Below are 26,995 nucleotides of genomic sequence, written 5' to 3' on the forward strand. Positions count from 1 at the left end.
GTCGTTTCTTGAAGGTATCGTGGTGGAAATCTGCCCACATTTGGCTTCGAAAAATCAAAGGAAAATGTGTACCATAAGGAATTTCTCATCTCTGTTGTCCTCGTTAAAGGTTATAGTAAAAAAATGGATGTTCACTACCTCTGCTTACGTGTCTTTGTTTTTCTTCTAATTGTAGAAAAAAATAAAACTGAAATTTCGGTTAATATTTATGCAATGCTAGTGATTAATAAATAAAAAACATTTTAGTCTTATATAAGAAAAATAGGGGGGAAATGCGCTACCTTTTTTGATCTAAAACTATGAGAAACGTTGATGTATAAGGGTTTATAAGGGTAACAGATGGTAACAGAAGGTAACGCATTTTAAATAACATATGTGTTCTAATGAGGTGAATTTAGTGGAGTTAAATGAAAATAAACGAATAACTAAAGCAATGATTCAGGATGCAAAACGTAAAAGAGAAGAAATGTTTCAAGAAATGAGTGATCATGAAATATTGGCTTATGTGCCAACTAATAAAGGTTATTTCTACGAATTTGATAGTAGATTTAATATAGGTATTTTTATTCCACAATGTTGTATATGTGGCGGATTGCATAAACATGGTAAGGAAGTTTATAACGGTACACGTGTAACTATGTGTAAATTAAAAGGTTTAGTAGATAATGATGAAGTCATTCCACATAATTATATTATTAATATCGATTGGTATGATTTAGATAATATTAGATTGGCCAATAAGTATGGCATTAAGATACCAGTAGTTGTTGATAAGAAAGAGGCAAAGCGATGAAAGAAATACGATGTACAAAGTGTAGGAAGTTATTACTTAAAGCAAATAAAGAGTATGAAGTCAGTACCAATGATTGTGAGTTAGAAGTTCAATGCACACGATCAGGGTGTAAGACTATCAATCGTTACAAAGTTAAATAAACATGGAGACTCATGAAGTCCAGTAGCTGCACAGTGATGTGTATGTTATTGGACTTTTTCTATTAGGGGAGGTGAATTAATGAATACAATAGCACCGAATAGAATTGATATTCAGAAGTTAGAGTCTTATTGGATCTCCTATCAAGATTTCAAAAAAGAATTATCCAAGGCATCAAAAGATGAAATGAAATCCTTGTATTACAAGAACCTTCAAATAATTGTAGAAGCTGTTGAGCAGTTGTATGAAACGTTTGATGAAGAGTTAAAAACAATAGTTAATATGCGGTATTGGGATAAGTCAACAGCTTGTCACGAGTGGATAAACGTTGCAGATGAATTATATATGTCTGTGCAACGTGTGTTACGTAAACGGAATTATATAATCAATTGTTTAGCAAATCGAATTGGTTACATTCCAATGTAGTACCCCCGGGGTGTTTGGTTAAAAATATCGAAATTCCTGTACACCGACTGCCCCTATTTGCTCTAAAAAAATTCCCTAAATGAAAATTTTTCTAGGAGGTGAGGAAGTTGGCTGGACTGTCTGAAAAATGAGTGTGTGGATTATATAAAAAACAATATAAAAATAAAAAATTGAAAGGCGGAAATTGAACATGACAGTAATTATTGAATCTACAGTTTTAGAGAAATTAGCTCAGTACAAACAAAATTTAGAGGAGAGAGAAAATGAAGTTTTTGCATTAATTGATTACAACGAAGGGGAAATTACCCGTTTAGAAGCTGATTTAGAAAAAGCGGATGCTAGACATATTTTGGAGTACTCAGAAGAGACTAAAAAGGCTCGAAATAGTATCCTACTACAAATCCAAGAGAGAAAAGATGAGTTACAGCAACACTACCGTTTTATAGCTAATCTGAAACGTCGTGAATCAATGTATTTAGAAATAGCTGTGGAAGAGGAAAACGATTTAATAAAGGATCTTGAGGAAGTTACACTTAACACTCATTTAAAAATGAATGAATTTGAAAAAGCTGCAACAACATTAATAGAAACATATAACGAGTTTATAAATGCTCAAAACCAAACACACGAAAAGTTAGATTATGCTGCTTCTTTAATGCTTAGTGTTTTAGGACATAGAAAAACAAGACTTCTCTTAAATAATGTAGACAAAAGCTATAACGGCTCTGTATCCCGAGTATTAAATGAAATCCGAACTGAAATTAGGGATCCTAATGAGTACATGGCAAAAAGAATGGAAATTTAATTTTATTAATGTGTAAACACTATCAAAAAACACTTACTTCTGTAGGTGTTTTTGTGAAAGTAAGTTGAATAAAAGTGATTGAGAAGTGGTGAAAACATGTCATTTTGGTTGAAAGATTATGCTAGTTTGCTAGAAAAGCTAGAGTATTTACAGTTTAAATTGACGGATCCAGAACTGAATGAACAAGAAAAGCAAGATACAGAAAATCAATTACAATTTTGTGTAGAACGAAAAGTGCAGTTCGAGCAGCTGATTTCTAGGTTTGATTCGTTGGAACAAAAAATTTTGTATCGTAAATATGTAGAAGGAAAGACATTGGAAACAATAGCAAGTGAATTAGAATATAGCGCAAATTATATTTATAACAAGCATTCGGAAATTCTAAAAATTTTACGGTTTTATGGAAAGTTGAGGTGATGTTCTGTGAATCTAGCAATGATTAGTGAAGAATTTGGAGAGCAAATAGCAGCCATTACAGCTGGAACAAGATACGAAATAAGTAGTGAATCAGATAACGATGTTCCAGTGATGGAAGCCAGGATCCGTAACACCATGTATTGCTTGTGGAAGGATGCAACTTCAAAAGAGTTGGCCAAGTATTTAGAGCGATCAGCAGAACAATACTTTCAGGAATTGTATGAGTTTTCATACGGTGTTACCTCTTATGATGACGATGTAAGTATAATTAAAGGAACCGAGCGACTCGCTTTAATGATTATTGCGGAGAAAGAGAACAGGAAACGTCAAATAGACCGTTTAGAGAGGGCGTATGAGCGTTTTTGCTCTATCTTGGATAGTTTACCCACACAAGATGTGGGGGTGCTAAAACAGTACTTTATAGAACGTAAAAAGGTTGATTATGAATTACTACGTGGAGTTGTGAAAAAGCATCTTACATTTATTGAGGCATACTATGATAAAGACACAGAAGCTGCAGAGCAACGTTCAAAAGTAATCTCTAATGATATTGAAGGACCAGCACCAAAAGCCAAGCCTATAACGGTGCAGCAACTGGAGAAGAATAAGAAAAGAGCAATGAAGCAATTAAATAAATTGTATATATAGACACTTACCTTTGGGTAGGTGTTTTTTTATTTTCAGCTTCATGAGTGGTCTTTTGTTTTTTTAGTGTGGGAGACTTCCACAATCTATTGAAGTAAGTAATTCGAATTATCTTCCTTAAGGCATTTCCTCTTAGATTATATTTCTTACATAGTATTTATATGGTAACTTTGGTATATAAAAATATTTTTAGATAAAAAAGGAGAGATGAAATTGTTACATAGTACAAAGCTATTGAACAAAGTTTTAATGGTTCTTGTAGCCCTATTACTTCTATTTAATATCAATTACGGGGCTTTTAAGACGTCAGAAGCTCATGCCAATGCTCTAACTGCCACATTTGAAGAGTGGGCTGCAGCATCCTATGCAACTGCGGTTGTAGCTACCACAACTGTGGCTGCAAGTGCAATGCATACTGAACAATATTTAAAAGACAACATTGATGAAATGTATCAAACAGCTAAAGAGACTTGGCCAAAGATGAGTGCCGATATGAAGTCAAACTTTTTAAGTAGTCTTGACCAGATGGCTGATGGTGTTATTGTGGCTGGAGATTGGATAACGGCTGGATTGGATGCTCTTAAATCTAAGTTTGGGTCGTCAGGTGATACTCTTAATCCACCATTTGATGGTGGTCATAGTTCTGCTGTATTTACTTTGCAAAATACTGGTATCACTATTTATGTACAACGTAGTGATGGTGATCGATTTACTATATCTAATGTTGCTGTCTTAGATTTTTATACTGATCGTACTGGTTGTGGTAATACTATTCTTTTTAAGTTTAAGGGGGGTACTTATACAGGTAACATATTGTCTGAATCTTTTAGTGATCGTTGTGGGGGCGCAGAAGAATATGCATTAGGTCAGCAATATTATACACAGGCTCAAGGAGTAAGTAGTCTAGTAGATTTAAAAGCTTTTATAGAATCTGTTTTTGGAGCATCTGTGGTACTTACACTTGATGGTAATGTTGTTAATCCAGGTGATAATACTTACAACAAAATGGACCAATGGCTGCGTGACGTGGCAATACCTGCAGGTAATTTAGGCGTTTACGTTCCAACTGATGCTATAGGATGGTCACCAGATGGCTACCGTTTAGGATTATCTGAGGATGGACAGCAGTTGTTAAAACTACCAGATGGCACACCTTGGGAAGGTGATTATTCTTGGAGACAACCTCTATTGGATACAATGGATGGCGTTCCTGTTATATTAGATAGTGCTATAGGGTCTTGGGTTGATCTTAATACAGGTAAGAAAATACGTGACGCAACTATACCTGAAATGGCATCCGCTACTGGTGTGGATGAATCAACGGCTGAGTATGTATTGATTAGTGCTAAAGATGAGGAGAAGGCTAGAGAGGATAAAGATTCAAGTTTAATTGGTGAAAATGATAAGTTACCAAGTCAAGGCTTAGTGGATGCTGGTGTACCAGGTGCTCCAAAAGTAGATGCAGGGAAACAAGGTAAACACGTACCAGAACATCCAAATAACGTTCCTAGTAAATCTCAATGGTCAACAGGTGAGAATGGAGTTAAATTAACTCAAGAGGCGTGGATGAAAGGAAATGTTGTTAAACCTGATGGAACCGTAAAAGTCTGGAATAATGGTAATATAAAGATTAAAGTTCATATGGATGGAAAGGGCAATATTCATGGTTACCCTGTACAATAGGAGTGGGAATGATGTATTTAATAAATGAAATTGAAGCTATATATAAGAAAAACTCAATTGGATTCATGTTAGATAATTACGTGGATAAACACTATCATGATAATGCCATCAAAGCCATGTTTAAAAATAAGTATTTTGAAAATGTAACTGATTTTAACTATTCAAAATGTATAAGCATTTGTATTAATTTATCAGATACTGATGCTACTGTTGGAAATGAAAATTTTACTGAATTTCTTGAAAAAAACTTGAATTTGTATAGGCTTGAATTTCAATTATCTTTACTGGCTCCGTATGCCATGCGTAAATATTTAAAGTATGAATTAAGAAATAACCAACAGGAGATGTCATCTAGTGACATTCCACATTTAAAGGAACATATGAGTTACGAAATAATTGTGCAACAATTTTTTAAAGAAATTAAGTATACTCTTTTAGACGACAATGATTTAACCTTAGAGGTTCCAAATATTACTTTAGAATTAAGAGAAGGAACGCCAAGTGTGTATAATTGTTTGTTTGAGGATATGTCGTCGTTCTACCCTTATTAGGTTTAATAAATAGAAAAAATTAATATTTAATATAATTATCAAGCATGCAAAACAATTTCAAAAGAGCGCTCCATTATAAGAACATTTTCTTTATCAAAACACTTACTTCTGTAGGTGTTTTTTTATTTACCACTGAATCAAGTAATTAGGACTGCTAAAACTGGTAGTCTCTTTTTATAATGACAATACATTCCATTTATCCTATGATATAGGTAGATGGGAGGTGTTTAGAATGGGTAATTCAGACTTGCAAATATTTCGTTGGGGAATACCTGGTTGGATAACAATATTTACGTATTCAATATTGGTTTTGTCATTAAATAATTTTGATATATATACTTATACTAATGAAAATAATTTGAATGGTGCCAATATGGCAGGTATGGCAGCGTTATTTGTTGCTGCAGGGATACCATTAGGTTATATAGTTTATCAAATTTATTTTTTCTTTAAATGGAAAATTATGAAGAAAGATAAAATCACTAGAGCTCTAGAAGGAGTAAATCTTTATAGAGATTTAAAATTTGAAGCAAAAAATCCTTGGGAAGATTGGCAACATGCAGAGCGTTCGTTTGATGCTTATTTAACATTGTTTTTATCAAAAGAAAAACTGAATTATGAAGACATTATGAGAAGGTATAATTCATTTAAATCAAGAACAGATAGAGTTCATGGAATTGGAGCAACGATTTGTGGAATGTTCTTATCCTTTGTTGCTTTCGCAATTATTCACATATTTTTATTTGAAATGCCAATATATAAAAACATAACCTTCTGGTTAACATCTATCATTATAATATCTATTTGGTGCATTTTTATAAAAAATTATAGGATTTCTAATGATGCTACCTTTGTTCAAATGAAGTATATAATGATAAACATTGATGTTTACTTAGATACTGTGGCAGAAAAAATAAAGTAAAGTCTATATCACATTGATGTAGGCTTTTTATTATGCCTTGAGAGGTCTGGTGCATGATGAACCAGAGGTATAACTATGAATTGTGGAGGACAATAACTTCCACAAGTTTTTACAGCACAGGTTGCAAGCACATTAAGAGCCGTATTTGTAGGGGTGTATAGAAAGACTGTGGAGCGTTTAAGTAGTAAGGTGAGTAAATCATCTTATATAGAAGAAACTCCTAATAAAGAACGTCCAGTACCTTTTTATAATTGGTTAAAGGAAAGGGATAGTAGTTCAGAAATATGTAATAGACCAAATTTAGATAATTGGCTGGAGTGGTAAATGTAAATATTTGTTCAAATTATTTTTTTATTAGGTATTATTAAACGAACAGGGCGAGTTTGTTGAATAAAATTTTGTAAATGTGAAGGAGAGGAATAATTTATGTTATTTATGCTTTTGCTTGTTATACCTTTATTAGGAGTTTTATGGTTTTTAAATTTTACTACTTTATTGAAGAACTTAAAGAATGGAAAAAGCACTCATAACCAAAACGTTTTAGGAGCAGTCTTAACTTTTATTTTTATCTTAGCTCTAACGTACTGCTATGCTGGAACCCACTGAATAAAAAAGATTGTGAAACCTTGCACTTAAATTAACAGAAGGCTTCAGATGAATAAATAAAAAAGACCACTTTGTGATGAGTGGCAATAATAATATGCTATTAATGTCCTACTGCAATGTCCTACCGTTGAAATACTGTGAACCATTGTGGGAGTAAGTGTGAGCCCATAAATTTTGAAACTTAATCATTTATTCTTTTAATCTTTTAAAACATGCTCTTAATAATTAATATATATAATCAAGCAGCTGCAGAAATGTGGTTGCTTTTATTTTGGACAAAAGAAAAACACTTTCAGCTGCATAAGCCGAGAGTGTTTTTTGTCATTCCTCGATTAATTCCAATAGATCGCTTATCTCACATTCAAGCGCCTTACATAAAGCGCCTAATGTATCTCGTTGATATTGCATTGTCGTGTCATTATACATACGTCGCACTGTTTCAACCTTTAAATCAGCCATTTCAGCACACTTTCGAATGGATAACTCACGTTCATCGAGAATCTTTTTTAATTTAGATCTTGCGCGCATCATTTTCACCTTCTTCTCAATATCTAAATCCATTATACAAAATAAAATAAAAACTAACAACGGAATGTAGTTGACAACGTATCGTAGACAGTGTTATATTTTTGTCAACGGAACGTAGTCGATTTTAATCAAAGGTTTAGTCGGTGAATGGACTAGAAATAGCCGACATGCTGCAGGAAAGGCGGAATTGAAATGAAAAAATATTCAATTAAAGAAGCATTAAGCGCATCTGGTTATACATGGATACAAATTGAGGAGATGAGCGACATTGAAGCTTATGGATTGGTTATAGAAAATAACTATCGAGAGTGTAAATGCTGTGGATTGTACGTCCATACAGACTACTTTATTGGTGAGCAAGACCTATGTGATGGTTGCATTTAAAAACCGAACAGGGAGCATCACAGCTGGTGCTCTTGATTGGGTTTTTAAAAAACAGAAAGGTGGGTGAAAAAATGAAAACCATCCAGCAACGCCAAAAGTATATTCAAATGAAGAATCAGCAGCACAACAGTATTACGAATGTGTATAAATATCAACACAGGCTCAAATGGCTTATGCGCTATCATTCGCTTTTAACAGAGCTGGAAGTAACAGAAATTAAGCAATGCGTAAAGCGCGGTACACAATAATATTTTGGATGATTAAGAAAGCGAGGTGAAAACGATGGCATTTGAATATTTAGCAGCATACACAACATTTGAATCAGTAGCAGACATGGACCAGCATGTGGAAGAACATATCCAGCAACATTTTTATGAGCTAACAGAATCAGAACGTGCCATCGTTTTCAAGCTTGCTTCACACTCTCTTAATTATCCTGGAGTGTGTCACCTGAAAGCATCCACAATTGCTGAGAGTTTAGAGATCAGTACCAAAACAGTTTATCGAGCTATCAAGAATTTAGAATCGCTAGGCATCATTAAGAAACAATCAACTACTAAGGAAAAGGGAGGTAGAGGCGCAAACATCTATATTATTTTACCTGTCCAATCTGAATCATGTGAAAGCCATAATGAGCCTTTTGAGGTTGTTCCATTACAAGAAGCCTATAACACAGCAAAAGTTGAAAAAGAAGCATGCAAAGAGTTTATGAATGAGTACCAGGTGATGTTATACGATTTCATGCATTCGCTACCACTTTCGGACATTTTCAAAGACGAGCTGCATAAAGTGGTATTGGCATCTAATGTAAGTAGTATTCGGGAATTAATAAAAACCAAAGACATCATTTTTAAAATGGTCAACGATATTAGAGACGGTGTGCTGACAGTTACGAAAACATTACGTTCAGTATTCGTAGGAGCCCACAATAAAGCAGTACAGCACATAGGTAAGTATCCAACGACAAACACAACATATATGAAGAAAAAGCCTGTAAATGTACGTCCGGTACCTTTCTACAATTGGTTATCAGAACGTAATGGACCAGGACGTATTTTAATAGGAAAGGAAGTGAATGCAAATGAAAGTAACGGTTAAAGAATGGCGTGTAATGTCTGATCGTAACAAACAATTACTTTTGAATGCAGTCGCAACTAAATAAAACATAGACGAAAAAGGGGAATGAAAACATGCAGCAATATACACAGCACACATTAGAAACAGTTGTTCAAGAAAATAGCCACAGTGTTTATGGATTATCAGCGCAAATGATTCAATTAGAAGTTGTACAAGGTGCTGTAGCTCGATTACTTGAGCGTATTGAGGACATCACTCATAAAGGCTGGCATAAAGATAGTTGGATGGCTTATATGTCTATTTTAGAAATTCAAGATACTGTACGTTTAATTGATATGGCTTTTCATCCGTTGTTTAAAGAAATGTCGAAAGATGTGGATACCCTTAACAATCATGCAGATGAATTGTATCAGACAGTGATTAAAAGTGAATCAGAGCAATCGGCTGTGGCTGCTTCAAAATAGGAGGGATCGGTTTGCAATTCGCACCAGAAACACAATCAATAGAAGAAATGAATAAACATAGAATTTATATAAAAGCCTACATTCGTTCATTAAAAGCATGTCCAACAGAGGAAGGGGCCGACCAATCAAAGTACATTCCTAAGATTATTTATTATGGGGTGAAAGCAGTAAGCACCTACCCGAAAATAATTACTGCAGATGAAGCTAAAACTTGCTTTGAGTTTATATCAGGCTTAAAGGGGATCATGAGCCTTTTAACGCTGCATGAGTTTATGAATCTATTCCCAATTGAGAAAGTGTTTGACGGTGCTAAATATGAAATGAAGGACTACTATTCGACACTGGAAGCCATCAATGAATTAGGGCTTCAACCATACGAAAGAATAGGCGAAAGCATCCTGAAGCTAATCATGGAATACATGAATGATGATATATCAGATTTTGCTGTACAAGGCATGGTAGCCATGAGTGCTATGAGGCGTTTTGATGGTCATTTAGACTTGATGGAGGAGTTTATGGCTACACAGGGCATGGACACCGAGAACACATTCAGAAACGGCAAAGGTGAGGTAATGTATGTCAGGCATGGCAAGACTGTAAAGTTAAAGCTCAATAAGAAACAGCATTTGAAGATTATTAAATAGATGGCGAGGGCATCCACAATAAAGAGTGTGGGTGCTTTTTGTTTAGAATGATTATCGAAAATTTAGATGAGCTGAAAATTCAGCCTATCAACCTTTAGATTATTTTCTCTAAGAGTTAGTGCTCAGTACAAAGAGAATATTACAGTGGGGGATTTTCGCTCCTAAATTTTCAGGAGTCAAATGAGTAGTTAGGAGGTGAACGCAATTTTGCGTTGAGTAAAATGAAAATTAGAGATGAGCTCAAAATTGCGCCCATCCCATAGAAAAAACTTATCAAGACTATGGAAGAGCTACATTATTTTCATTGTTAAATTCCCAAACGCTTGGGAATTTGCCTTTCATAGATAACTTGTGGAGGGCTTTTATATTGGAACAAAATCCAAGTTTGGATTCTGCTTATTTTCCTAAAGAACAAATAAAAAAGATTGAAGTATTTAGCCTCAATCTTTTTTAATCAAATATAAAAATTTGCCCCCGACAACGCTGTTTTAATGCAATGGCATTTTTTTTGGCATTTAGTTATCTTTTTAGATGCCTTAAAACCCTTGTAAACATTGGTGTGACAATGGTTTTGTTAATTTTAATTGATAGACCATGGCTCTTTACTAGCCTTTTTGTATGCTCGAAGAGACGGAATATTTCGTTAATAATAAAAAGATGTATAGTGCTATAATAATTGTGTGATACAATTTATTCATTGGGACAAAGGGGGAAATAGTATGGCGTATACAATTGACAATAATGAAGGTATTATGACTTTTACCATTAATCGTGAAGAAAAGCGAAATGCGGTCAATGACGAGGTTATGGATGGCCTACAAGAAGTAATTACATATATTCAAAACCATGATAATGTTCGTTTTTTAGTTGTAACTGGTGCAGGTGATAAATCATTTTGCTCAGGGGGAGATTTATCAGAATTTCATTCGCTTGAAACAGAGGATGAAGCATTTGGGATGCTGAGTAAGATGGGGAAAATATTGTATGATCTTGCAACTTTACCTGTACCCACGATTGCTTTGATTAATGGAGCGGCAGTTGGAGGAGGGTGCGAGATTGCAACAGCTTGTGATTTTCGTCTAGTAGCCAGTCATGCAAAATGTGGTTTTATTCAAGGGACATTAGCAATTACAAGCGGCTGGGGAGGCGGTACATACTTGTTTGAGCGAGGCTTACGTCATGATCGTGCAATGAAGATGCTAGTAGACGCCAAGCCTTATCCAGCGGAATTACTATATGAAATTGGTTGGGCTATGCGTGTTTTTGAAGGCTCAAAAGAAGAAGCGTTAAATGATTTTATTGAGCATATGCGTAAAATTCATCCTTCTGTTCATAAGGCTTATAAAGAAATTGAGCTTCGTAAGTGGCGTGAACGGAATATGTATGAACGTGTGATGGAGGAAGTTCGTACCTGTGCAAAGCTGTGGGAAAGTGAAGCCCATCATGAGGCAGTTAATAATTTCCTGACTAAGAAGAATAATAATTAATGTATAACGACAGCGTTTATTGATAAGGATAATCGCTGTCTTTTTTTATTCAAAGATTCTATTTTGCTTACACTTGCATATAGTAGTAAAAAATGCGAGGGTGATAGATTATGGAATTGAAAAAAAGAAAAGATCAATGGACAAAAGAAGACGATGAAAGATTAGCAGAAATCGTCTTGCATAATGTGCAAAATGGTAAAACACAGCTAGAAGCTTTTGAATTAGCTGCTTCTGAACTAGGGCGTACAAAACAAGCATGTGGTTTTCGGTGGAATAAAACGTTACGTGGTCAATATAGTCAGTCACTATTAGCTGTACGAAATCAACCGCAACAGTCAATGCGAAGTCATTTGAAATTGGCATTGACAAGTTTTGATGAATTAACAGATGCTTATCAGACCCTTGAAGTTAGACACCGTGAGCTGCAAAATGAGCATGACAAACTAGTGAAATGGCTGCAGCAAGGGTATTCTTTAATGAAAGATTAAACTAAAAGTATGGAAAATGATGAAGAATTAGCTTCTTTAAAATGGTATGTTAAATACTGTTTACTGGCTAAGTTAGTAAACAATTATCCATATTTTATCGTAAACAATCAGTCAATCCTGTATAATAGAAGAACCCGTAAAAGGAGGTGCCTTAGAAATTTTCTAAGGCACCTCCTTCTGTAAAGCGGGAAAAATGAATCATACAGCTTTTTGTGGTAAAACTGTTTAAAAGGAGTTTCACATTATAAGAGTGATGTGGGAGGTGACGAGGTGTTGTGAAGATAGCAATTATTGGTGCCGGTGCAGTCGGTCAGCTGATGGCAAGCTTTTTTGCTGAGTCAGGTAGTACTGTAACATTGGTCTCTAGAAGGCAAGAACAGGTAGATGAGCTACGTGTAAATGGTCTAACACGAATCAATGTTGATGGCACAAAAATTGTTCGAAAAGTAGCTTCAACAATGGATATAAAGGAGCTTCCGCAGCAAGATTTAATAGTAGTTGCGGTTAAATATGGTCAATTACACGAGCTGTACAAACAATTGTCATTATTATCAAAAGAAGTTCCCTTACTATTTATGCAAAATGGCTTAGCACATTTTGAGGATGCACTACAATTAGCGCAAGAAAATATAGCTTTTTGCACGGTGTCATTTGGCGCACAACTGATAGATTCATCTACTGTACAGCATAGAGGTGTTGGTGTTTGTAAGATTGCATTAGAAAGAGGAGCAAGTGATATATTCAAGAGACTATTATTTTTCGAAAATGCTTTGTTTCCAGTTCAATTAGTGAATAATGCACAACAGATATTATTTGAGAAAGCTGTACTGAATAGCTTGATTAATCCATTGACAGCTGTTTTGCAAGTGAAAAACGGAGAGTTAGTCACAAATAAACAAGCGTTTTTAATTATGCAAACCATCTACCAAGAGCTAATAAAGGCTTTTAAAGGAATTGAAGAGACGATACCCTTTTCTAAAGTCATTGATTTATGTGAACAAACAGCGAATAACACATCTTCTATGCTGACAGATCGTATACAAGGAAGAAAAAGCGAAATCGATACGATTGTTGGTGTGCTTCTCAATAAGGCTTTAAAAAATGGTCATCATTTGCCAACCTTGCGTACTTTATATCACCAAGTACTTGCAATTGAAGAGTGTGGTGAAAGACGTTGAAAGATTTTTTACATATTGTGATTAGTGTCATTATTTTTTGTCCAATTCTTCTTTTTATGATTGTTTATTTAATTAGTCGAAAGGTAAAAATCCGAGGCACACATGCTTTTGGGGCTGCTTCAGATGTAACGACGTTTTGTTTGTTTTTTTCAGTGCCGTTAGCAATTGGTGTTCTATGGAGTGTCAATGTTGGTGTGCTTTTAGTAATGCTAGCACTGACGATGGCTATGATTTTTACATATATTGATTGGCGAACGAAAAAAGAAATTGAAGTGAAGCCACTACTGAAAAAAATTTGGCGCTTTCAATTTTTAATGCTAAGTACAGCCTATGTCGTTATTTGTGTTGTTGGAATTATTCAATCCGTTATAGAATATTTACAGACTGTCTAAGCATTTTCTTTTCATGTTGAAGCCATAAGCGTTAAAATAATAACATTAAAAATGTTTCTATAAAATTAACTCTTTATAAGTAATAAATTGGGAAAATACTAAATATTTGAGGTGTGTGTTATGCACTTAGAAATGCAGGTTGAATTGAGTATTTTCTTAATATTTTGTTGAGAATTGTCATTTTAAATAATCGTTCTAAAATAAAACGCATAGTATTAATGGAACTTATTTTTTCAATTTGCTTATTAGAGTAAGATGATTTAGTGAGTAGAGGAGTTTATGTTAATGAAACTGGAGTCTATCCAAGTACCCATAGAAAATCGTGTGCTAGCAGATTATTGGTCACCGAAAACTGCCATTCATGAGTTTTTTGAATATGAATATAACGATCAATCTTTTGAAAAACGCGTGCGATATTTAGAACAGCATGCAAAAGACCAAAAAGAAATAGCAGTAATCATTCGTCAATTTATGGAGCCTCTTGGAATATCAAAGCAATCAAATGAGCATTTACAGCAACTAGAGCAAGGAGCTGTTGCAGTTGTTGGTGGGCAACAAGCTGGTATTTTAACAGGCCCTCTTTACTCAGTTCATAAGGCAATATCTGTCATAACGTTGGCGAAAGAACAAAGTCTAAAGCTACAGCGACCAGTTGTTCCTGTGTTTTGGATTGCTGGTGAAGATCATGACTTAGAAGAGATAAACCATACGTATACAGTGTTGGGTGTAGAGGTAAAAAAACGTGCCTACGGGGAACGCTCTAGACGTAAAACGATGGCTTCAGCAACAACTATTAATAAAGAAACTATGACACAATTAATGAATACAATTGCGAAAGATTTTGGTGAAACTGAATTCACTGAAACGCTTATGAAACAATTGATAGATACTCTAAATAAGAGTGAAACATTTACGGACTTCTTTGCACAGCTTATGAATCACCTATTCAAGGATGAGGGCTTGCTACTTATTGATGCAACAAATTATAAACTCCGTCAGTATGAGAGCGAAAATTTTACTCATATTATTCAACATAACGAAGAAATTGCTAGAGTAGTGACGGAGAAAGAAGAGCACCTTGAACGCTCTGGTTATGGTAAGCCTATTTTAGCAACAAATGAAGCAGCAAATCTATTTTTTGTTGAAGATGGAGAACGTCATCTGTTAGAACGAAAGACTCAATCATTTGTTAATCTAGCAGAAAATATTAAATTATCGCAAGAAGAAATATTGGATATTGCTGTGAATCATCCTGAGAGATTAAGTAATAATGTTGTTACACGTCCTCTTATGCAGGAAATGACATTACCAGTTCTTGCGTTTGTTGGTGGTCCAGGGGAGCTTGCTTATTGGGCAACGTTGAAGGATGCATTTTCGGTACTAGGACTGCAAATGCCTATTTTCGCTCCACGTCTGCATATTACAATTATTACACGCCATGTGGAACAATTATTACGTGAGCAACAATTAACTGTTGCTGATGTATGGGCTGGCAAGGCATTACAACTTAAGGAGCAGTTTATTGCTGAAGTGCAGGATGAAGAAGCGAAATTTCAAATTCAAACAATGCAGCTAGAGCTTTTCAATAATTACAATCAGCTTGCATCTTATTTAAAAGAACAGCAAGTACCATTAGATAAAATACTTGAAAAAAATAAAGAGAATCATCAAAAACAGTTTGACTATTTACAGCAAAAGATTGAACAATCTGTACTTAATAAGCATGAAACAACAATTCGTAAATTTAAGACGTTACAAAATGAGCTATATCCAAATGAGGGGTTTCAGGAAAGAACTTATAATCCGTACCAATATATCAATGAATTTGGACCTATGTTAGTGACTGAAATGCTTAAGCAAAATTATAGCATTGGAAATCGTCACTATTTACTGTATTTATAAAATGTAATAAATGTATCTTTATACCTAAGTAATAATTTGATACAATGCAGATTTGATGAACATTGTCGAAATTAATAATAATTAAAGAGCTATCCTACTAAGGATAGCTCTTTAATTATGTCATTTAGCATAGATCAAAAAAATTGCTAAAGGTCTATTCGCACATTAAGTGTTGAAATGTCAAGTTTTTTTTAAAAAAAGTGGAGGAAAGTGGGGGGATGTGGTACATTATTTAATAAAGTGGGGTGAATAGCATGTTCATGGGAGAATATCAACACTCTGTTGATGCTAAAGGACGATTAATCGTACCCGCAAAATTTCGTGAAGCCTTAGGCGAAACGTTTGTTGTAACACGCGGACTTGATAATTGTTTGTTTGGCTATCCTATGGATGAATGGCGAAAACTCGAAGAAAAATTAAAGGGCTTACCGATGACCAAAAAAGATACCCGTGCATTTGCAAGGTTCTTCTTTTCAGGGGCAACGGAAGTAGAAATAGACAAGCAGGGTCGTATCAATATTCCTTCAACTCTTATGCAACATGCGCATCTTGTAAAAGAATGTGTTGTGCTAGGTGTTTCGAATCGAATAGAAATATGGGCAAAAGATGCTTGGGAGACTTACTTTAGTGAGTCTGAACAATCCTTTAATGAAATTGCAGAAAATATGATTGGCTTTGATTTTTAACTTTTGTAAAGATGTCAGTTGAATGAAGTTAAGGCCTGAGGGGAGCGAGTGGTATGTTCGATCATACAACCGTGCTATTAAAAGAAACTGTTGACGGGTTGAACATCGATCCTGATGGAATCTATGTGGACTGTACGCTAGGTGGCGCAGGTCACAGTGAATATTTAGTACAACAATTATCTGATAAGGGCCGTTTAATCTGCTTTGATCAAGATATGATAGCTATTAACAATGCGAAATTACGATTAGCACCCTATATAAACCGTGTGACATTTATCCATTCTAATTTTCGGAATTTGAAAGAAGAGTTAGTAGCACTTGGTATCGAGCAAGTAGATGGTATTCTATATGATTTAGGTGTTTCCTCTCCACAGCTAGATACACCTGAACGAGGCTTTAGTTATCATCACGATGCACCATTAGATATGCGCATGGATCAAACGGCAACGCTTACAGCATTTCATGTTGTGAATGAATGGGCATATGAGGATTTAGTACGTATCTTTTTCCGGTATGGAGAAGAGAAGTTTTCAAAGCAAGTTGCTCGTAAAATCGAAGAGGCACGTAAGGTGGCACCGATTGAAACAACCGGCCAACTTGTAGAACTTATAAAAGAGGGTATTCCAGCAGCGGCACGCCGTAAAGGCGGACATCCAGCGAAGCGCATATTCCAAGCAATACGAATTGCTGTTAATGATGAGCTAGGCGCGGCAGAGGATTCATTAGTCGATGCGATTGATATGATAAGCGTAGGTGGACGCATTAGTGTCATTACGTTCCATTCATTGGAGGACCGCCTGTGCAAGACTATTTTTAAGGAAGCGTCATCATTACCGGAATTACCACCAAATTTACCTGTAATTCCTGATGACATGAAGCCAACTTTAAAGCTTATTACGAGAAAGCCGATTGTTCCATCTGATGAGGAACTTGAGGTTAACAAACGTGCACGTTCAGCGAAGCTTAGAGTGGTGGAGAAAATTAACGACAAAGGGCGTGAGTAAATGGCAGCAGTACGTGTAAGGCAGCACCAACATCAACAAGTGCAACAACCGATAACACCACCTAGTCCACAACCCACTATCATACGTCGTAAAAAAACGAACCAGAAGTTTGAAAAAACAATGCTAATTGCTTTAGTTGGTATTATTGTTGTATTAGCGGTAGTCGTTTTAAATAAGCAAGCGGCTATTCAAACAACAAGTATGGACATTCAAAAAATCGAAGCAGAAGCAGGAGAGATTGCTAAAAAGAATGTTGACTTGACGGTTCGTGTGAGTGAACTTTCTACATACGAAAATATATGGAAAAAAGCGAAAGAACTCGGTTTAACTCAAAATGAGAAAAATGTAAAGGTAGTGCCGGGAGAATGAAAAAAAAGAGATTTCGATTCCAATGGGGAGCCTTTCTATTATTGATTTTTTATGGAGGGCTCTTTTTTCTATTATTCACAAGAATGGTGACATTACAGGCGACAGGTGAGGCAGAAGGACAAGAGCTTGCGGCTAGAGCAGCTGCAAAGTATAGCAAGGAAAGCGCCATAACAGCAAGTCGTGGTAAGATTTACGATCGAACTGGGCAAGTCATAGCGGAGGATACACTTAGCTATCGATTAATCGCAGTCGTCAATGAAAAGGCCACGACAGATAAAAAAGCTCCGCGACATGTTATAGATCCAGAAAAAACAGCTGAAATTTTATCGCAGTATATTCATATGAATAAAGAGGATGAGATGAATAAGGAAGCGATTTATAAACAGCTAACAAGGTTAAAGGAAGATGGAGAAAAACCTTATCAAGTTGAATTTGGTAGTGCAGGACGAGGAATTAGCCATCAGGTTATGAGTAAAATCAAAGATGAGAAATTGCCTGGGATTCTATTTGTAAATGATTTGAAACGCTATTATCCAAATGGTATTTTTGCCTCACATTTAATTGGCTTTGCAGTGAAAGAGGAAAATAAAGATCATACGTTCACGACAAAAGGTAAGATGGGGCTTGAATTAACCTATAACAAAGAATTATCGGGAAAAGACGGTAAAATTGAATATGAGACAGATGCTTTTAGTTATCTTTTACCGAATAGCGAAAAAATGGTGACACCTGCCAAAAATGGTGATGATATTTATTTAACAATTGATAAAACAATTCAGAGCTTTTTAGAGGAAGCGATGTCACTGGTTGAAAAGGAATATAATCCTGAATCTATGACAGCTGTTGTGGCAGAATCGAAAACAGGAAAAATACTGGCGATGACCCAACGTCCTACATTTAATCCTGATACACGTGAAGGTACAAATATGAAATGGCTGAACGATGTTATTGAGGAAACCATTGAACCAGGCTCAACAATGAAAACATTCACACTTGCTTCAGCTATTGATACAGATACATGGCCTCCAAATGCTACGTATATGTCAGGTCAGTATAGAGTCCTTGATAGAGTAATTAAAGATCATAATAATGTTGGTTGGAATCGAATTACTTATTTAGAAGGCTTCCAACGTTCATCCAATACAGCCATGGCACATTTATTAAAGGTTATTGGAGAGGATGTCTTTTATGATTATTTAGATAAATTTGGTTTTGGCAAGAAAACAGGAATTGATTTACCAAATGAGGCAGCAGGTACACTTTTATCGAAATATCCAATCCAACGTGTAACAACAACATATGGTCAAGGTTCTACAGTAACACCGATTCAGCTTATTCAGGCGATGACAGCTATTGCGAATGATGGCAAAATGATGCAGCCCTATGTTATAGATCAAATTGTTGATCCCTCAACTGGAAAAATCATTCAAAATCATAAGCCGATTGAAAAAGGACAGCCAGTTTCAGCTAACACAGCGAAGCAAGTAAGAGAAATCCTTGCATCTACATTAACGTCTAAATATGGAACAGCAAAGGACTTTATCCTTGATGAATATGAGGTTGCAGGAAAAACAGGAACTGCCCAAATACCGAAAGCAAGTGGTGGATATCTTGCAAATGATTATCTGTATTCATTCCTAGGGATGGCTCCAGTTGATAATCCACAGCTCATTATGTACGTCTCAGTAACAAAACCTAAGCTCAAAAAAGGAGAAAATGGTTCTGTTCCAGTATCAAAAGTATTTAAGCCAGTTATGTTAAATAGTTTAAAGTATTTAAATGTTAATACAGAAGATGTCAAAAAGGTGGATAATGCAGCAATTCAGGATTATACAGGTCAAAGTGCTGAGACTGTACAGGTAGAGCTTGCAAATGATGGTTTGCAGCCAATTGTTGTTGGAAGCGGCGGGAAAATCATTGAACAATATCCAAAAGGTCCTCAAAAACTTATAAAAGGTAATTTTGTGTTTTTAAAAACAGAAGGTGATATCTCACTACCAGATTTTACTGATTGGTCGTTGCGCAATGTACTTGTGTTCAAGTCAATGGCTAATCTTGAGATAGAGGTTGTGGGTGAGGGCTTTGTAGCCAGTCAGAGTGTATCAGCAGGTACTGTAATTTCAGATAGTTCACCGATAGTTGTGAAGCTGAAAACACCTGCTGAAAGCTTTATAAAAGATGTTGAAGCTACATCCGATGATGAAGTTGAACAAATAGTTGATCAATAGATACTGAATAGAAGTCCACTTTATTTCATACGTTGTAAAAAACAAGGTGTGATGTCGAATGAAGTGGATTTCTATCCATTCTAAAAAACGTTTACGTATTTTATATGTGTTATTTATGTGTGTTGCAGTAGCCATTGTCATTAGATTGTTCTTCTTACAGGTACTAGATCAAAAGGAGCTAACAAAGAAGGCCGAAGAGAATTGGGACCGAGAAATTCCCTTTGCAAATGAACGTGGTCATATAACAGATCGTGATGGGCAAAGTATTGTCACAAATAAGCTTGCACCCACTCTTTATTTCATGCCTTCTCAAAGCAAAGATATTGAAGGGGCAGCAGCAAAGATAGCACAGGTACTGGAAGTTGATGAACAAAAGCTGTTGGAGAAAATGAAGAAAAGAGAATATTTAGTGAAATTAGCACCGGAAGGAAAAAATATTTCTTATGAAAAAGCGGTGCAATTACAAGGAATGCAAATCGAGGGCTTATATAGCGGGGTTGATTATGCAAGGGATTACCCATATGGCACAATGCTCTCGCGATTTTTAGGTTTCACAGGCTATGATGCCCAAGGGTTAGCTGGTATTGAATATGAATATAATAAACTACTTCAGGCTAACTCCTCAGCCATTCGCCTTTTTACAGACGCGAAAGGGAATAATTTACCGAATGTTGCAAGTGCTTGGAAAGCTGGAGAAGATGGTGCAACGGTAGAGCTTACAATTGATGTAGATGTGCAGCAGGTGGTAGAGCGTGAACTGTCCCAGGCTATGGAGCGTTATGAGGCTGACCAAGCGTTAGCTATTGCAATGAATCCAAACAATGGCGAGATTTTAGCATTAGCCTCCTACCCTACTTTTCATCCAGCAAAATATCAAATTGTTGAACCTGCTATCTATAATCGGAATTTACCCGTATGGATGACCTACGAGCCTGGCTCAACATTCAAAATTATTACCTTGAGTGCAGCTCTAGAAGAGAATTTAGTGGATTTAGAACATGATACGTTTTATGACCCAGGCTATACGATGGTTGCAGGTGCAAGATTACGTTGCTGGAATCGTGGTGGGCATGGTCATGAAACATTCCTTGAAGTTGTAGAGAATTCATGTAACCCGGGGTTTATTGAATTAGGACAACGACTTGGCAATGAAAGATTATTACAATATATTAAAGACTTTGGTTTTGGTCAAAAGACAGGGTCTAACATTGCAGGTGAAGCTTCGGGAATATTATTTTCTAAAGAAGCCTTTGGACCTGTGGAGCAGGCAACAACTTCTTTCGGTCAAGGGGTGGCTGTTACTCCTATTCAACAAGTGCAGGCAGTTGCTGCAGCTATAAATGGGGGCAAGCTTTATACGCCATATGTTGTGAAGAAAATTTTCAATCCGAATACTGGCGAAGTCATAAAAGAGACTGAACCAGAAGTTAAAAAACAGGTTATTCGTGAGGAGACATCTGCAAAGGTTCGAGGTGCATTAGAATCAGTTGTAGCAAAGGGCTCTGGACGACAGGCCTACCGAGATGGCTTACGTATTGGGGGAAAAACGGGAACAGCACAAAAAGTAGAGAATGGGCGTTATAAAAGCGGAGAATATATCGTATCTTTTATTGGCTTTGCACCAGCGGATAATCCACAGATTGTCGTTTATGTAGCGGTGGATAACCCGAAGAAAACAACTCAATTTGGTGGTGTTGTAGCAGCTCCAATTGTCGGTCAAATTATTGAAGATGCTTCACCTTTTGTTGGCATTGAAAAATCGAAGGAACAGCTTGAAAAGGATTATCGTTGGGGTGATCCAATCACTGTGAAAGTACCTAGCTTTATTGGTCAAACGAAGGATGATATTGCAAAGCAACATTATCCATTTCGTATTGAATGGCATGGTGAAGGAACTAAAATTGGTAATCAACTGCCTGAAGTGGATAGTGTTATCAAACAAGATGGCACAATTCATTTATATTTGGAGAACTAATATAACTTTACCTTTAAAAAATGGGAAAGAACCACTATTATTATGAAGGGTAGTAATAAATAAATGAAGGTTTATGCTTTTTTCTTGAAGAAGAAAGTGAAACAAGATTTAAAGGAGATTTTTCAATGAAACTCGCAACAACTCTTACCATTTTAGCTCTTGCCTTTATAGTAACAGTTATTTTGGCACCAATCAGTATTCCTCTTCTTCGTCGACTTAAATTCGGTCAAAGTATTCGTGAAGAAGGACCAAAATCACATATGAAAAAAGCGGGTACTCCAACAATGGGGGGCATTATTTTTCTAATTGCCATAATCCTCACTACTGCTGGTGTAGGAAGCTTTTTAGATTTATTTACCACACAAACCGTCGTACTGTTGTTAGTATTAGCTGGGTTTGGCTTAATCGGATTTCTAGATGATGGCTTAAAGGTTATTTTTAAACGTAACCTTGGTTTAACATCCCTGCAAAAGCTAATTGGTCAAATCGTCATTGCCGTTCTGGCTTATTTCTTACTGCACGTAGGATCATTCGATACAACGCTTGCTATACCATTTACAGACTTGACATTTGATTTAGGGGTTTTCTATGTAGCTTTTCTAATTTTTTGGTTGGTTGGCTTCTCGAATGCAGTAAATTTAACAGATGGACTAGATGGACTAGTGGCAGGCACAGCATCTATTGCCTTTGCAGCTTTTGGTGTAATTGCGCTTTTCCAAGATCAAGCTGATATTGCTTTATTTGCATTTGCTGTAACTGGGGCATTATTAGGGTTTCTGCTGTTTAATGCAAATCCTGCAAAGGTATTTATGGGTGATACAGGGTCATTAGCTTTAGGCGGAGCTTTAGCTATGGTGTCTGTATTAATAAAAGAAGAATTCTTATTGTTATTAGTGGGATTAGTGTTTGTAATTGAAACATTATCCGTTATTTTACAGGTTGGTAGTTTTAAGCTTCGTAAAAAACGTATTTTTAAAATGAGTCCTATCCACCATCATTTTGAATTATCAGGATGGTCAGAGTGGAAAGTTGTCCTTGTCTTTTGGTCAACCGCTTTAGCAGTAGCATTGATTGCAGTCTTATCGGAGGCGTTCTTATGAAAAACTATACAGATCTACAACATAAAAAGGTACTTGTTTTAGGCCTAGCCAAAAGCGGTGTGGCAGCAGCCGAAATTTTACATGAACTAGGCGCCTTTGTGACAGTCAATGATTCAAAGCCATTTGATGAAAGTCCAGATGCACAAGGCCTATTGCAAAAAGGAGTAACAGTTATTTGTGGTCGTCATCCAGAGGATTTACTAGATGAAGGCTTTGAATTAGTTGTAAAAAATCCAGGTATTCCTTACAGCAATAAAATTGTAGCGGATGCTATTAGCCGAGAAATACCTGTTTGGACGGAAATTGAACTGGCCTATTTGATCAGTGAAGCACCGTTTATTGGTATCACTGGTTCAAATGGTAAAACAACAACGACAACTTTAATTTTTGACATGTTGAATAATGGTGGTAAAAAGCCACTGATTGCTGGAAATATTGGAACAGTGGCATGCGGTGTTGCAAGGGAAGCACAGAAAGATAATATCATTGTAACGGAATTATCCTCGTTCCAATTGATGGGCACAAAAACTTTCCAGCCTAAAATTGCTATTCTAACAAATCTTTATGATGCGCATCTTGATTATCATGGAACATTTGACAATTACGCAGAGTCAAAATTCGGTGTTACTCGTAATCAAGATGAGAATGATTATTTTATTTATAATGCAGATCAGCCAATTGTTGTTGGTTATGCCGCAAAATCTAAAGGAAATAAGATTCCGTTTAGTTCAAATGGACATACAGCTGAAGGAATTAGTGCAGACGACACAATGATTTACTGGCAAGGGGAACCCTATATGGAACGGGCTATCATTGCTTTACCAGGTAAACATAACTTAGAAAATATTTTAGCAGCAGTAGCAGCATGTATTTTAGTTGGTTGTGATAAAGCTAAGATGGAGGAAATTCTTGCGACATTTGGTGGTGTTCGTCACCGTACACAGTTTGTACGCGAATGGAATGGAAGAAAAATTTACAATGATTCCAAAGCAACAAACTGCTTAGCTACAAAAAGTGCCTTAGATGCATTTCAGGCACCAGTTATTCTTCTAGCAGGGGGCTTAGATCGAGGTCATTCGTTTGAGGAATTACGTCCATGTATGGGGCATGTCAAAGGTGTAGTGGCGTTTGGAGAAACAGGCTTACGCTTTGTAGAATTTGCAAAGTCATGTGGTGTTCAGCAAACAATTATTGCACAAAATGTTGAGGATGCTGTACATTATGCGGCACCGATGTCAGCTGAGGGGGATGTTATTCTATTGTCTCCTGCATGTGCAAGCTGGGATCAATATGACAGTTTCGAAATTCGAGGAGATGTTTTTATTGAAGCTGTAATGAAGCTGTCATAAGTCTGTAACTATTTTAGAATATACTTGACTTGGAAGGATGGCATTACTGAGAGGAAAAGAAAGCTATTTATTGCTCGTCACAACATTGATGCTATCAATAATCGGCATTATTTTCGTCTATTCTGCAGGTACCTATTGGAGTGCCGTTCATTATAGTGGAAAAATGCCGTTTTATATGAAGCAAAGTATGTATTTTGCTGTTGCCATTGTCGTATTTTTAATCACCATTCGATTAAATATTTTGAGAGAGCAATCCTTTTGGAAAATGGCCTATATTTTTTCGTTAATTTTGCTGGTTCTTGTACTTATTCCAGGCATTGGACTAGTACGAAATGGCTCGCAAAGCTGGATAGGTGTAGGTCCATTAACCATTCAGCCAGCAGAGCTAACGAAAATTACAGTCATAGTGTACTTGAGTCATATATTAGCGCAGCATAAAACAGGTACACCGATTATTAACTGGCGACACGGATTCATTTTAGTATTACCAGTGGTTCTTATTATGCTGCAGCCTGATTTTGGCTCGGTATTTATATTAGTGGTCTCAGTCTTTTTATTGTTTTTTGTAGCAGGATATCCATTAAAACTTTATGGAATGTTTATGATAGCAGGAGTTGCAGGGTTAGCAGGGTTGATTGTAACAGCACCATATCGATTAAAACGCATTCAAGCATTTCTTGATCCATGGGCGGACCCTTTGGTAAGTGGATTTCAAGCTGTACAATCATTAATGGCAATTGGACCTGCCGGCATTTTTGGTCATGGTTTTGGACAAAGTAGACAGAAGTTCTTATATTTACCCGAGCCTCAAAATGACTTTATTTATGCGATTATTTTAGAAGAGGTTGGATTGCTTGGGGGTCTATTTATTTTAGCATTATTTGTACTAGCGATTTATGCTGGTTATAAATTTGCAGTACAAGCTAAATCGAGAGCATCCTATTACGCGATTATAGGACTTGTTACAATGCTGACCGTGCAAGCATTTCTAAATATATCTGTAGTGATTGGTTTAGTACCTGTAACGGGGGTCACACTGCCTTTTATTAGTTATGGCGGAACATCTTTAGTAACAATGTGGTTAATAATAGGTATTATTTATCAATTAGCGAAATAAATATAAAGGAGGAGTACTTTTTGGAGAAAGTAATTGATATAGAAGATCGCATACCTACGCTAAAAAAGCGACGAAAAAAGCGTACAAATCGGAAATTTATAGTGCTAATATTACTTTTCTTTATCGTGTTAGCAGTACTCCTTTATTTTCAATCACCTTACAGTAAAATCAACAAAATTACAGTCAACGGTGCTCGCTTAGCTGATGAACATTATTATTTACAGGCCAGTACTCTGGCTACTGGAAAGTCGATGTGGGGTTTTAAGGTAAATGATATTGAGGAGTTAATACTCAAGGATAAATGGGTAAAAGAAGCGCATGTTAAACGTAACTTGCTGCGTGATGTAACAATAGAAATTAAAGAATGGAAAAAAGTTGCATACTTAGCTGGTGATGGCACCTATTATCCTTTACTCGAAAATGGCAAACGATTTGAACAAGCTGGTGATGAAGTGCCAATTGATGCTCCTGTTTTTATTGGTATAACTGGTGAAAAAACAATCAACAAGCTTGTTGAGCAATTAGCACAGTTAAAGCCAGAAGTATTAGCCTTAATTTCTCAAGTCAATACAAACAGTAATGAGACAAATCCTAATGCAGTCAGACTTTATATGAATGATGGATATGAAGTACGTGCTGTTATTCAAACTTTAGCTGATAAGTTAAATTATTACCCCTCAATTGTGGCACAAATTAGTAATTTAGAAAAGGGGGTTATTGATTTAGAGGTAGGCTCATATTATCGTCCTTACAATGATGAATACAACAAAATAAGCATTGATGTAAATGGAAAAGAAGATGAAGAAACGGCCAACCAGGAAGTGAATAATGATGAGCAACAAACGAATGAATAGCAAAGGAAGTTTTTTGTCAAGGAAGCAATTTGAATTGCTTATTGTTTGTATAACAATGGGATTCATTATTGGCTATTCATACAATCAGGCAAAAGATAGCCGAAATGCAGGTTCAATTGATTCAGAGCTTTTTGAGCAAGAGGAATCATACCGTGAGGATTTAATAGCCCAGCAAGAACGGAATAAAGTATTAGCAGAAGAAGCAAATGCGCTGCAAGAAAAAATTCGCAAGTATGAGAAATCATTTGTTGCTGATGAAAAGGCTAACAAAAAGCTTGTTGAAGAAGCAGAGGATTTACGATTATTATTAGGCGATTTACAAGCAGAAGGAAAAGGAATTCGTATAACGCTGCAAGATGGAGGTTATGATCCTAAATCTGCAAATCCTAATGATTATATCGTTCATGAAAGCCATGTGTTTAAATTGCTTAATGAGCTAAAAATTTCTGGTGCACAGGCTATTGCCATCAATGGTCAACGGGTTCTAGCGAATTCCTATATACGTTGTAATGGACCTGTGATTACGATTGACGGTAAGCAGCATCCTGCACCATTTATTGTTGAGGCTATAGGTGATTCTCCAACATTGGCGTCCTCATTAAATTTAAATGGTGGTGTAGTGGATCAGTTATTAAATGACAATATTGTTGTGTCATTAGAAGAAAATCAAAAACTAAGTATGCCAAAAGTAAAAGTTGAGAGTTAAATTTAATTTTCAACATTAGCCTCCAGAGTAGTTGCAGATTTTACATGCATTTGCATTATTCAAAATCTAAGGCGTTA

At 36.0% G+C, this 26,995-nt stretch carries 29 protein-coding genes; 28 read left to right on the forward strand and 1 reads right to left on the reverse strand.

Going from position 1 to position 26,995, the window contains the following annotated elements; genetic code table 11:
* The first annotated feature begins 397 nt into the window (after window positions 1-397).
* The 8 genes from AC3WOM_RS13295 to AC3WOM_RS13330 all read left to right on the forward strand — a co-directional run bounded on the left by AC3WOM_RS13295 (window position 398) and on the right by AC3WOM_RS13330 (window position 6,380).
* Window positions 398-793 (forward strand): hypothetical protein, encoded by a 396-nt coding sequence (locus AC3WOM_RS13295; RefSeq protein WP_492447231.1) that lies wholly within the window; start codon window positions 398-400, stop codon window positions 791-793.
* A 219-nt stretch (window positions 794-1,012) separates the two neighbouring features.
* The gene (locus AC3WOM_RS13300) at window positions 1,013-1,357 is read left to right on the forward strand and encodes a hypothetical protein (RefSeq protein ID WP_492447232.1); all 345 of its coding nucleotides are present in this window, start codon (window positions 1,013-1,015) and stop codon (window positions 1,355-1,357) included.
* Window positions 1,358-1,547: 190 nt separating this feature from the next.
* Window positions 1,548-2,162, forward strand: coding sequence for a hypothetical protein (locus AC3WOM_RS13305; RefSeq protein ID WP_492447233.1), 615 nt, complete (start codon window positions 1,548-1,550; stop codon window positions 2,160-2,162).
* A gap of 96 nt (window positions 2,163-2,258) precedes the next feature.
* The gene (locus AC3WOM_RS13310; RefSeq protein WP_492447234.1) at window positions 2,259-2,579 is read left to right on the forward strand and encodes a sigma-70 RNA polymerase sigma factor region 4 domain-containing protein; all 321 of its coding nucleotides are present in this window, start codon (window positions 2,259-2,261) and stop codon (window positions 2,577-2,579) included.
* A gap of 6 nt (window positions 2,580-2,585) precedes the next feature.
* A complete protein-coding gene (locus AC3WOM_RS13315) occupies window positions 2,586-3,227 on the forward strand; it encodes a hypothetical protein (protein WP_492447235.1) in 642 nt (213 codons plus the stop codon).
* Between the two features lie 210 nt (window positions 3,228-3,437).
* Window positions 3,438-4,907, forward strand: a complete 1,470-nt coding sequence (locus tag AC3WOM_RS13320; RefSeq protein WP_492447236.1) for a hypothetical protein — start codon at window positions 3,438-3,440, stop codon at window positions 4,905-4,907.
* An 11-nt stretch (window positions 4,908-4,918) separates the two neighbouring features.
* The gene (locus AC3WOM_RS13325) at window positions 4,919-5,458 is read left to right on the forward strand and encodes a hypothetical protein (RefSeq protein ID WP_492447237.1); all 540 of its coding nucleotides are present in this window, start codon (window positions 4,919-4,921) and stop codon (window positions 5,456-5,458) included.
* Between the two features lie 232 nt (window positions 5,459-5,690).
* The gene (locus AC3WOM_RS13330) at window positions 5,691-6,380 is read left to right on the forward strand and encodes a BA5345 family protein (RefSeq protein WP_492447238.1); all 690 of its coding nucleotides are present in this window, start codon (window positions 5,691-5,693) and stop codon (window positions 6,378-6,380) included.
* Between the two features lie 927 nt (window positions 6,381-7,307).
* On the opposite strand, the gene AC3WOM_RS13335 is transcribed toward AC3WOM_RS13330, so the two are convergent.
* Window positions 7,308-7,517, reverse strand: a complete 210-nt coding sequence (locus AC3WOM_RS13335; RefSeq protein WP_492447239.1) for a helix-turn-helix domain-containing protein — start codon at window positions 7,515-7,517, stop codon at window positions 7,308-7,310.
* Window positions 7,518-7,706: 189 nt separating this feature from the next.
* Here AC3WOM_RS13335 and AC3WOM_RS13340 point away from each other — a divergent pair, with 189 nt between their 5' ends.
* The 20 genes from AC3WOM_RS13340 (at window position 7,707) to AC3WOM_RS13435 (ending at window position 26,918) form a co-directional block, all read left to right on the forward strand.
* Window positions 7,707-7,898: a hypothetical protein gene (locus AC3WOM_RS13340; protein ID WP_492447240.1), complete on the forward strand. Its 192-nt coding sequence runs from the start codon at window positions 7,707-7,709 to the stop codon at window positions 7,896-7,898.
* Window positions 7,899-7,969: 71 nt separating this feature from the next.
* Window positions 7,970-8,146 (forward strand): hypothetical protein, encoded by a 177-nt coding sequence (locus tag AC3WOM_RS13345; RefSeq protein ID WP_492447241.1) that lies wholly within the window; start codon window positions 7,970-7,972, stop codon window positions 8,144-8,146.
* A gap of 34 nt (window positions 8,147-8,180) precedes the next feature.
* A complete protein-coding gene (locus tag AC3WOM_RS13350) occupies window positions 8,181-8,996 on the forward strand; it encodes a helix-turn-helix domain-containing protein (RefSeq protein ID WP_492447242.1) in 816 nt (271 codons plus the stop codon).
* A 92-nt stretch (window positions 8,997-9,088) separates the two neighbouring features.
* Window positions 9,089-9,439: a hypothetical protein gene (locus AC3WOM_RS13355; protein WP_492447243.1), complete on the forward strand. Its 351-nt coding sequence runs from the start codon at window positions 9,089-9,091 to the stop codon at window positions 9,437-9,439.
* Window positions 9,440-9,450: 11 nt separating this feature from the next.
* On the forward strand, window positions 9,451-10,083 hold the full coding sequence (locus tag AC3WOM_RS13360; protein WP_492447244.1) for a hypothetical protein: 633 nt from the start codon (window positions 9,451-9,453) through the stop codon (window positions 10,081-10,083).
* A 719-nt stretch (window positions 10,084-10,802) separates the two neighbouring features.
* Window positions 10,803-11,570, forward strand: coding sequence for an enoyl-CoA hydratase/isomerase family protein (locus tag AC3WOM_RS13365; RefSeq protein ID WP_427540827.1), 768 nt, complete (start codon window positions 10,803-10,805; stop codon window positions 11,568-11,570).
* A 110-nt stretch (window positions 11,571-11,680) separates the two neighbouring features.
* Window positions 11,681-12,058 (forward strand): transcriptional regulator, encoded by a 378-nt coding sequence (locus AC3WOM_RS13370; protein ID WP_427540824.1) that lies wholly within the window; start codon window positions 11,681-11,683, stop codon window positions 12,056-12,058.
* A 275-nt stretch (window positions 12,059-12,333) separates the two neighbouring features.
* A complete protein-coding gene (locus AC3WOM_RS13375; protein WP_427540821.1) occupies window positions 12,334-13,236 on the forward strand; it encodes a ketopantoate reductase family protein in 903 nt (300 codons plus the stop codon).
* Window positions 13,233-13,628: a DUF3397 domain-containing protein gene (locus tag AC3WOM_RS13380; RefSeq protein WP_427540818.1), complete on the forward strand. Its 396-nt coding sequence runs from the start codon at window positions 13,233-13,235 to the stop codon at window positions 13,626-13,628. Before AC3WOM_RS13375 ends, AC3WOM_RS13380 begins: the two co-directional genes overlap by 4 nt.
* 285 nt (window positions 13,629-13,913) lie before the next feature.
* Complete coding sequence (gene bshC / locus AC3WOM_RS13385; RefSeq protein ID WP_492447245.1) at window positions 13,914-15,530, forward strand: bacillithiol biosynthesis cysteine-adding enzyme BshC; 1,617 nt, start codon at window positions 13,914-13,916, stop codon at window positions 15,528-15,530.
* A gap of 254 nt (window positions 15,531-15,784) precedes the next feature.
* Complete coding sequence (gene mraZ, locus AC3WOM_RS13390; RefSeq protein WP_068983256.1) at window positions 15,785-16,216, forward strand: division/cell wall cluster transcriptional repressor MraZ; 432 nt, start codon at window positions 15,785-15,787, stop codon at window positions 16,214-16,216.
* A 53-nt stretch (window positions 16,217-16,269) separates the two neighbouring features.
* On the forward strand, window positions 16,270-17,220 hold the full coding sequence (gene rsmH / locus AC3WOM_RS13395; RefSeq protein WP_427540812.1) for a 16S rRNA (cytosine(1402)-N(4))-methyltransferase RsmH: 951 nt from the start codon (window positions 16,270-16,272) through the stop codon (window positions 17,218-17,220).
* Window positions 17,221-17,589, forward strand: a complete 369-nt coding sequence (gene ftsL, locus AC3WOM_RS13400) for a cell division protein FtsL (protein ID WP_427540809.1) — start codon at window positions 17,221-17,223, stop codon at window positions 17,587-17,589.
* Window positions 17,586-19,817 carry a penicillin-binding protein gene (locus AC3WOM_RS13405; RefSeq protein WP_492447246.1) on the forward strand — a complete coding sequence of 744 codons (2,232 nt, stop codon included), beginning with the start codon at window positions 17,586-17,588 and terminating at the stop codon, window positions 19,815-19,817. Before ftsL ends, AC3WOM_RS13405 begins: the two co-directional genes overlap by 4 nt.
* Before the next feature lie 58 nt (window positions 19,818-19,875).
* Entirely contained in the window at window positions 19,876-21,792 is a 1,917-nt protein-coding gene (locus AC3WOM_RS13410) for a stage V sporulation protein D (RefSeq protein ID WP_492447247.1), read from the forward strand.
* 125 nt (window positions 21,793-21,917) lie between these two features.
* Window positions 21,918-22,892, forward strand: coding sequence for a phospho-N-acetylmuramoyl-pentapeptide-transferase (gene mraY, locus AC3WOM_RS13415; RefSeq protein WP_427540800.1), 975 nt, complete (start codon window positions 21,918-21,920; stop codon window positions 22,890-22,892).
* Window positions 22,889-24,241: a UDP-N-acetylmuramoyl-L-alanine--D-glutamate ligase gene (gene murD, locus AC3WOM_RS13420; RefSeq protein ID WP_427540797.1), complete on the forward strand. Its 1,353-nt coding sequence runs from the start codon at window positions 22,889-22,891 to the stop codon at window positions 24,239-24,241. Before mraY ends, murD begins: the two co-directional genes overlap by 4 nt.
* 37 nt (window positions 24,242-24,278) lie before the next feature.
* Window positions 24,279-25,358: an FtsW/RodA/SpoVE family cell cycle protein gene (locus AC3WOM_RS13425; protein WP_427540794.1), complete on the forward strand. Its 1,080-nt coding sequence runs from the start codon at window positions 24,279-24,281 to the stop codon at window positions 25,356-25,358.
* A gap of 20 nt (window positions 25,359-25,378) precedes the next feature.
* Window positions 25,379-26,212: a cell division protein FtsQ/DivIB gene (locus AC3WOM_RS13430; protein ID WP_492447248.1), complete on the forward strand. Its 834-nt coding sequence runs from the start codon at window positions 25,379-25,381 to the stop codon at window positions 26,210-26,212.
* A complete protein-coding gene (locus AC3WOM_RS13435; protein ID WP_427540788.1) occupies window positions 26,190-26,918 on the forward strand; it encodes a DUF881 domain-containing protein in 729 nt (242 codons plus the stop codon). Before AC3WOM_RS13430 ends, AC3WOM_RS13435 begins: the two co-directional genes overlap by 23 nt.
* The last annotated feature ends 77 nt before the right edge of the window (window positions 26,919-26,995 follow it).

This window comes from Lysinibacillus sp. FW301-JW8, from assembly GCF_058788755.1.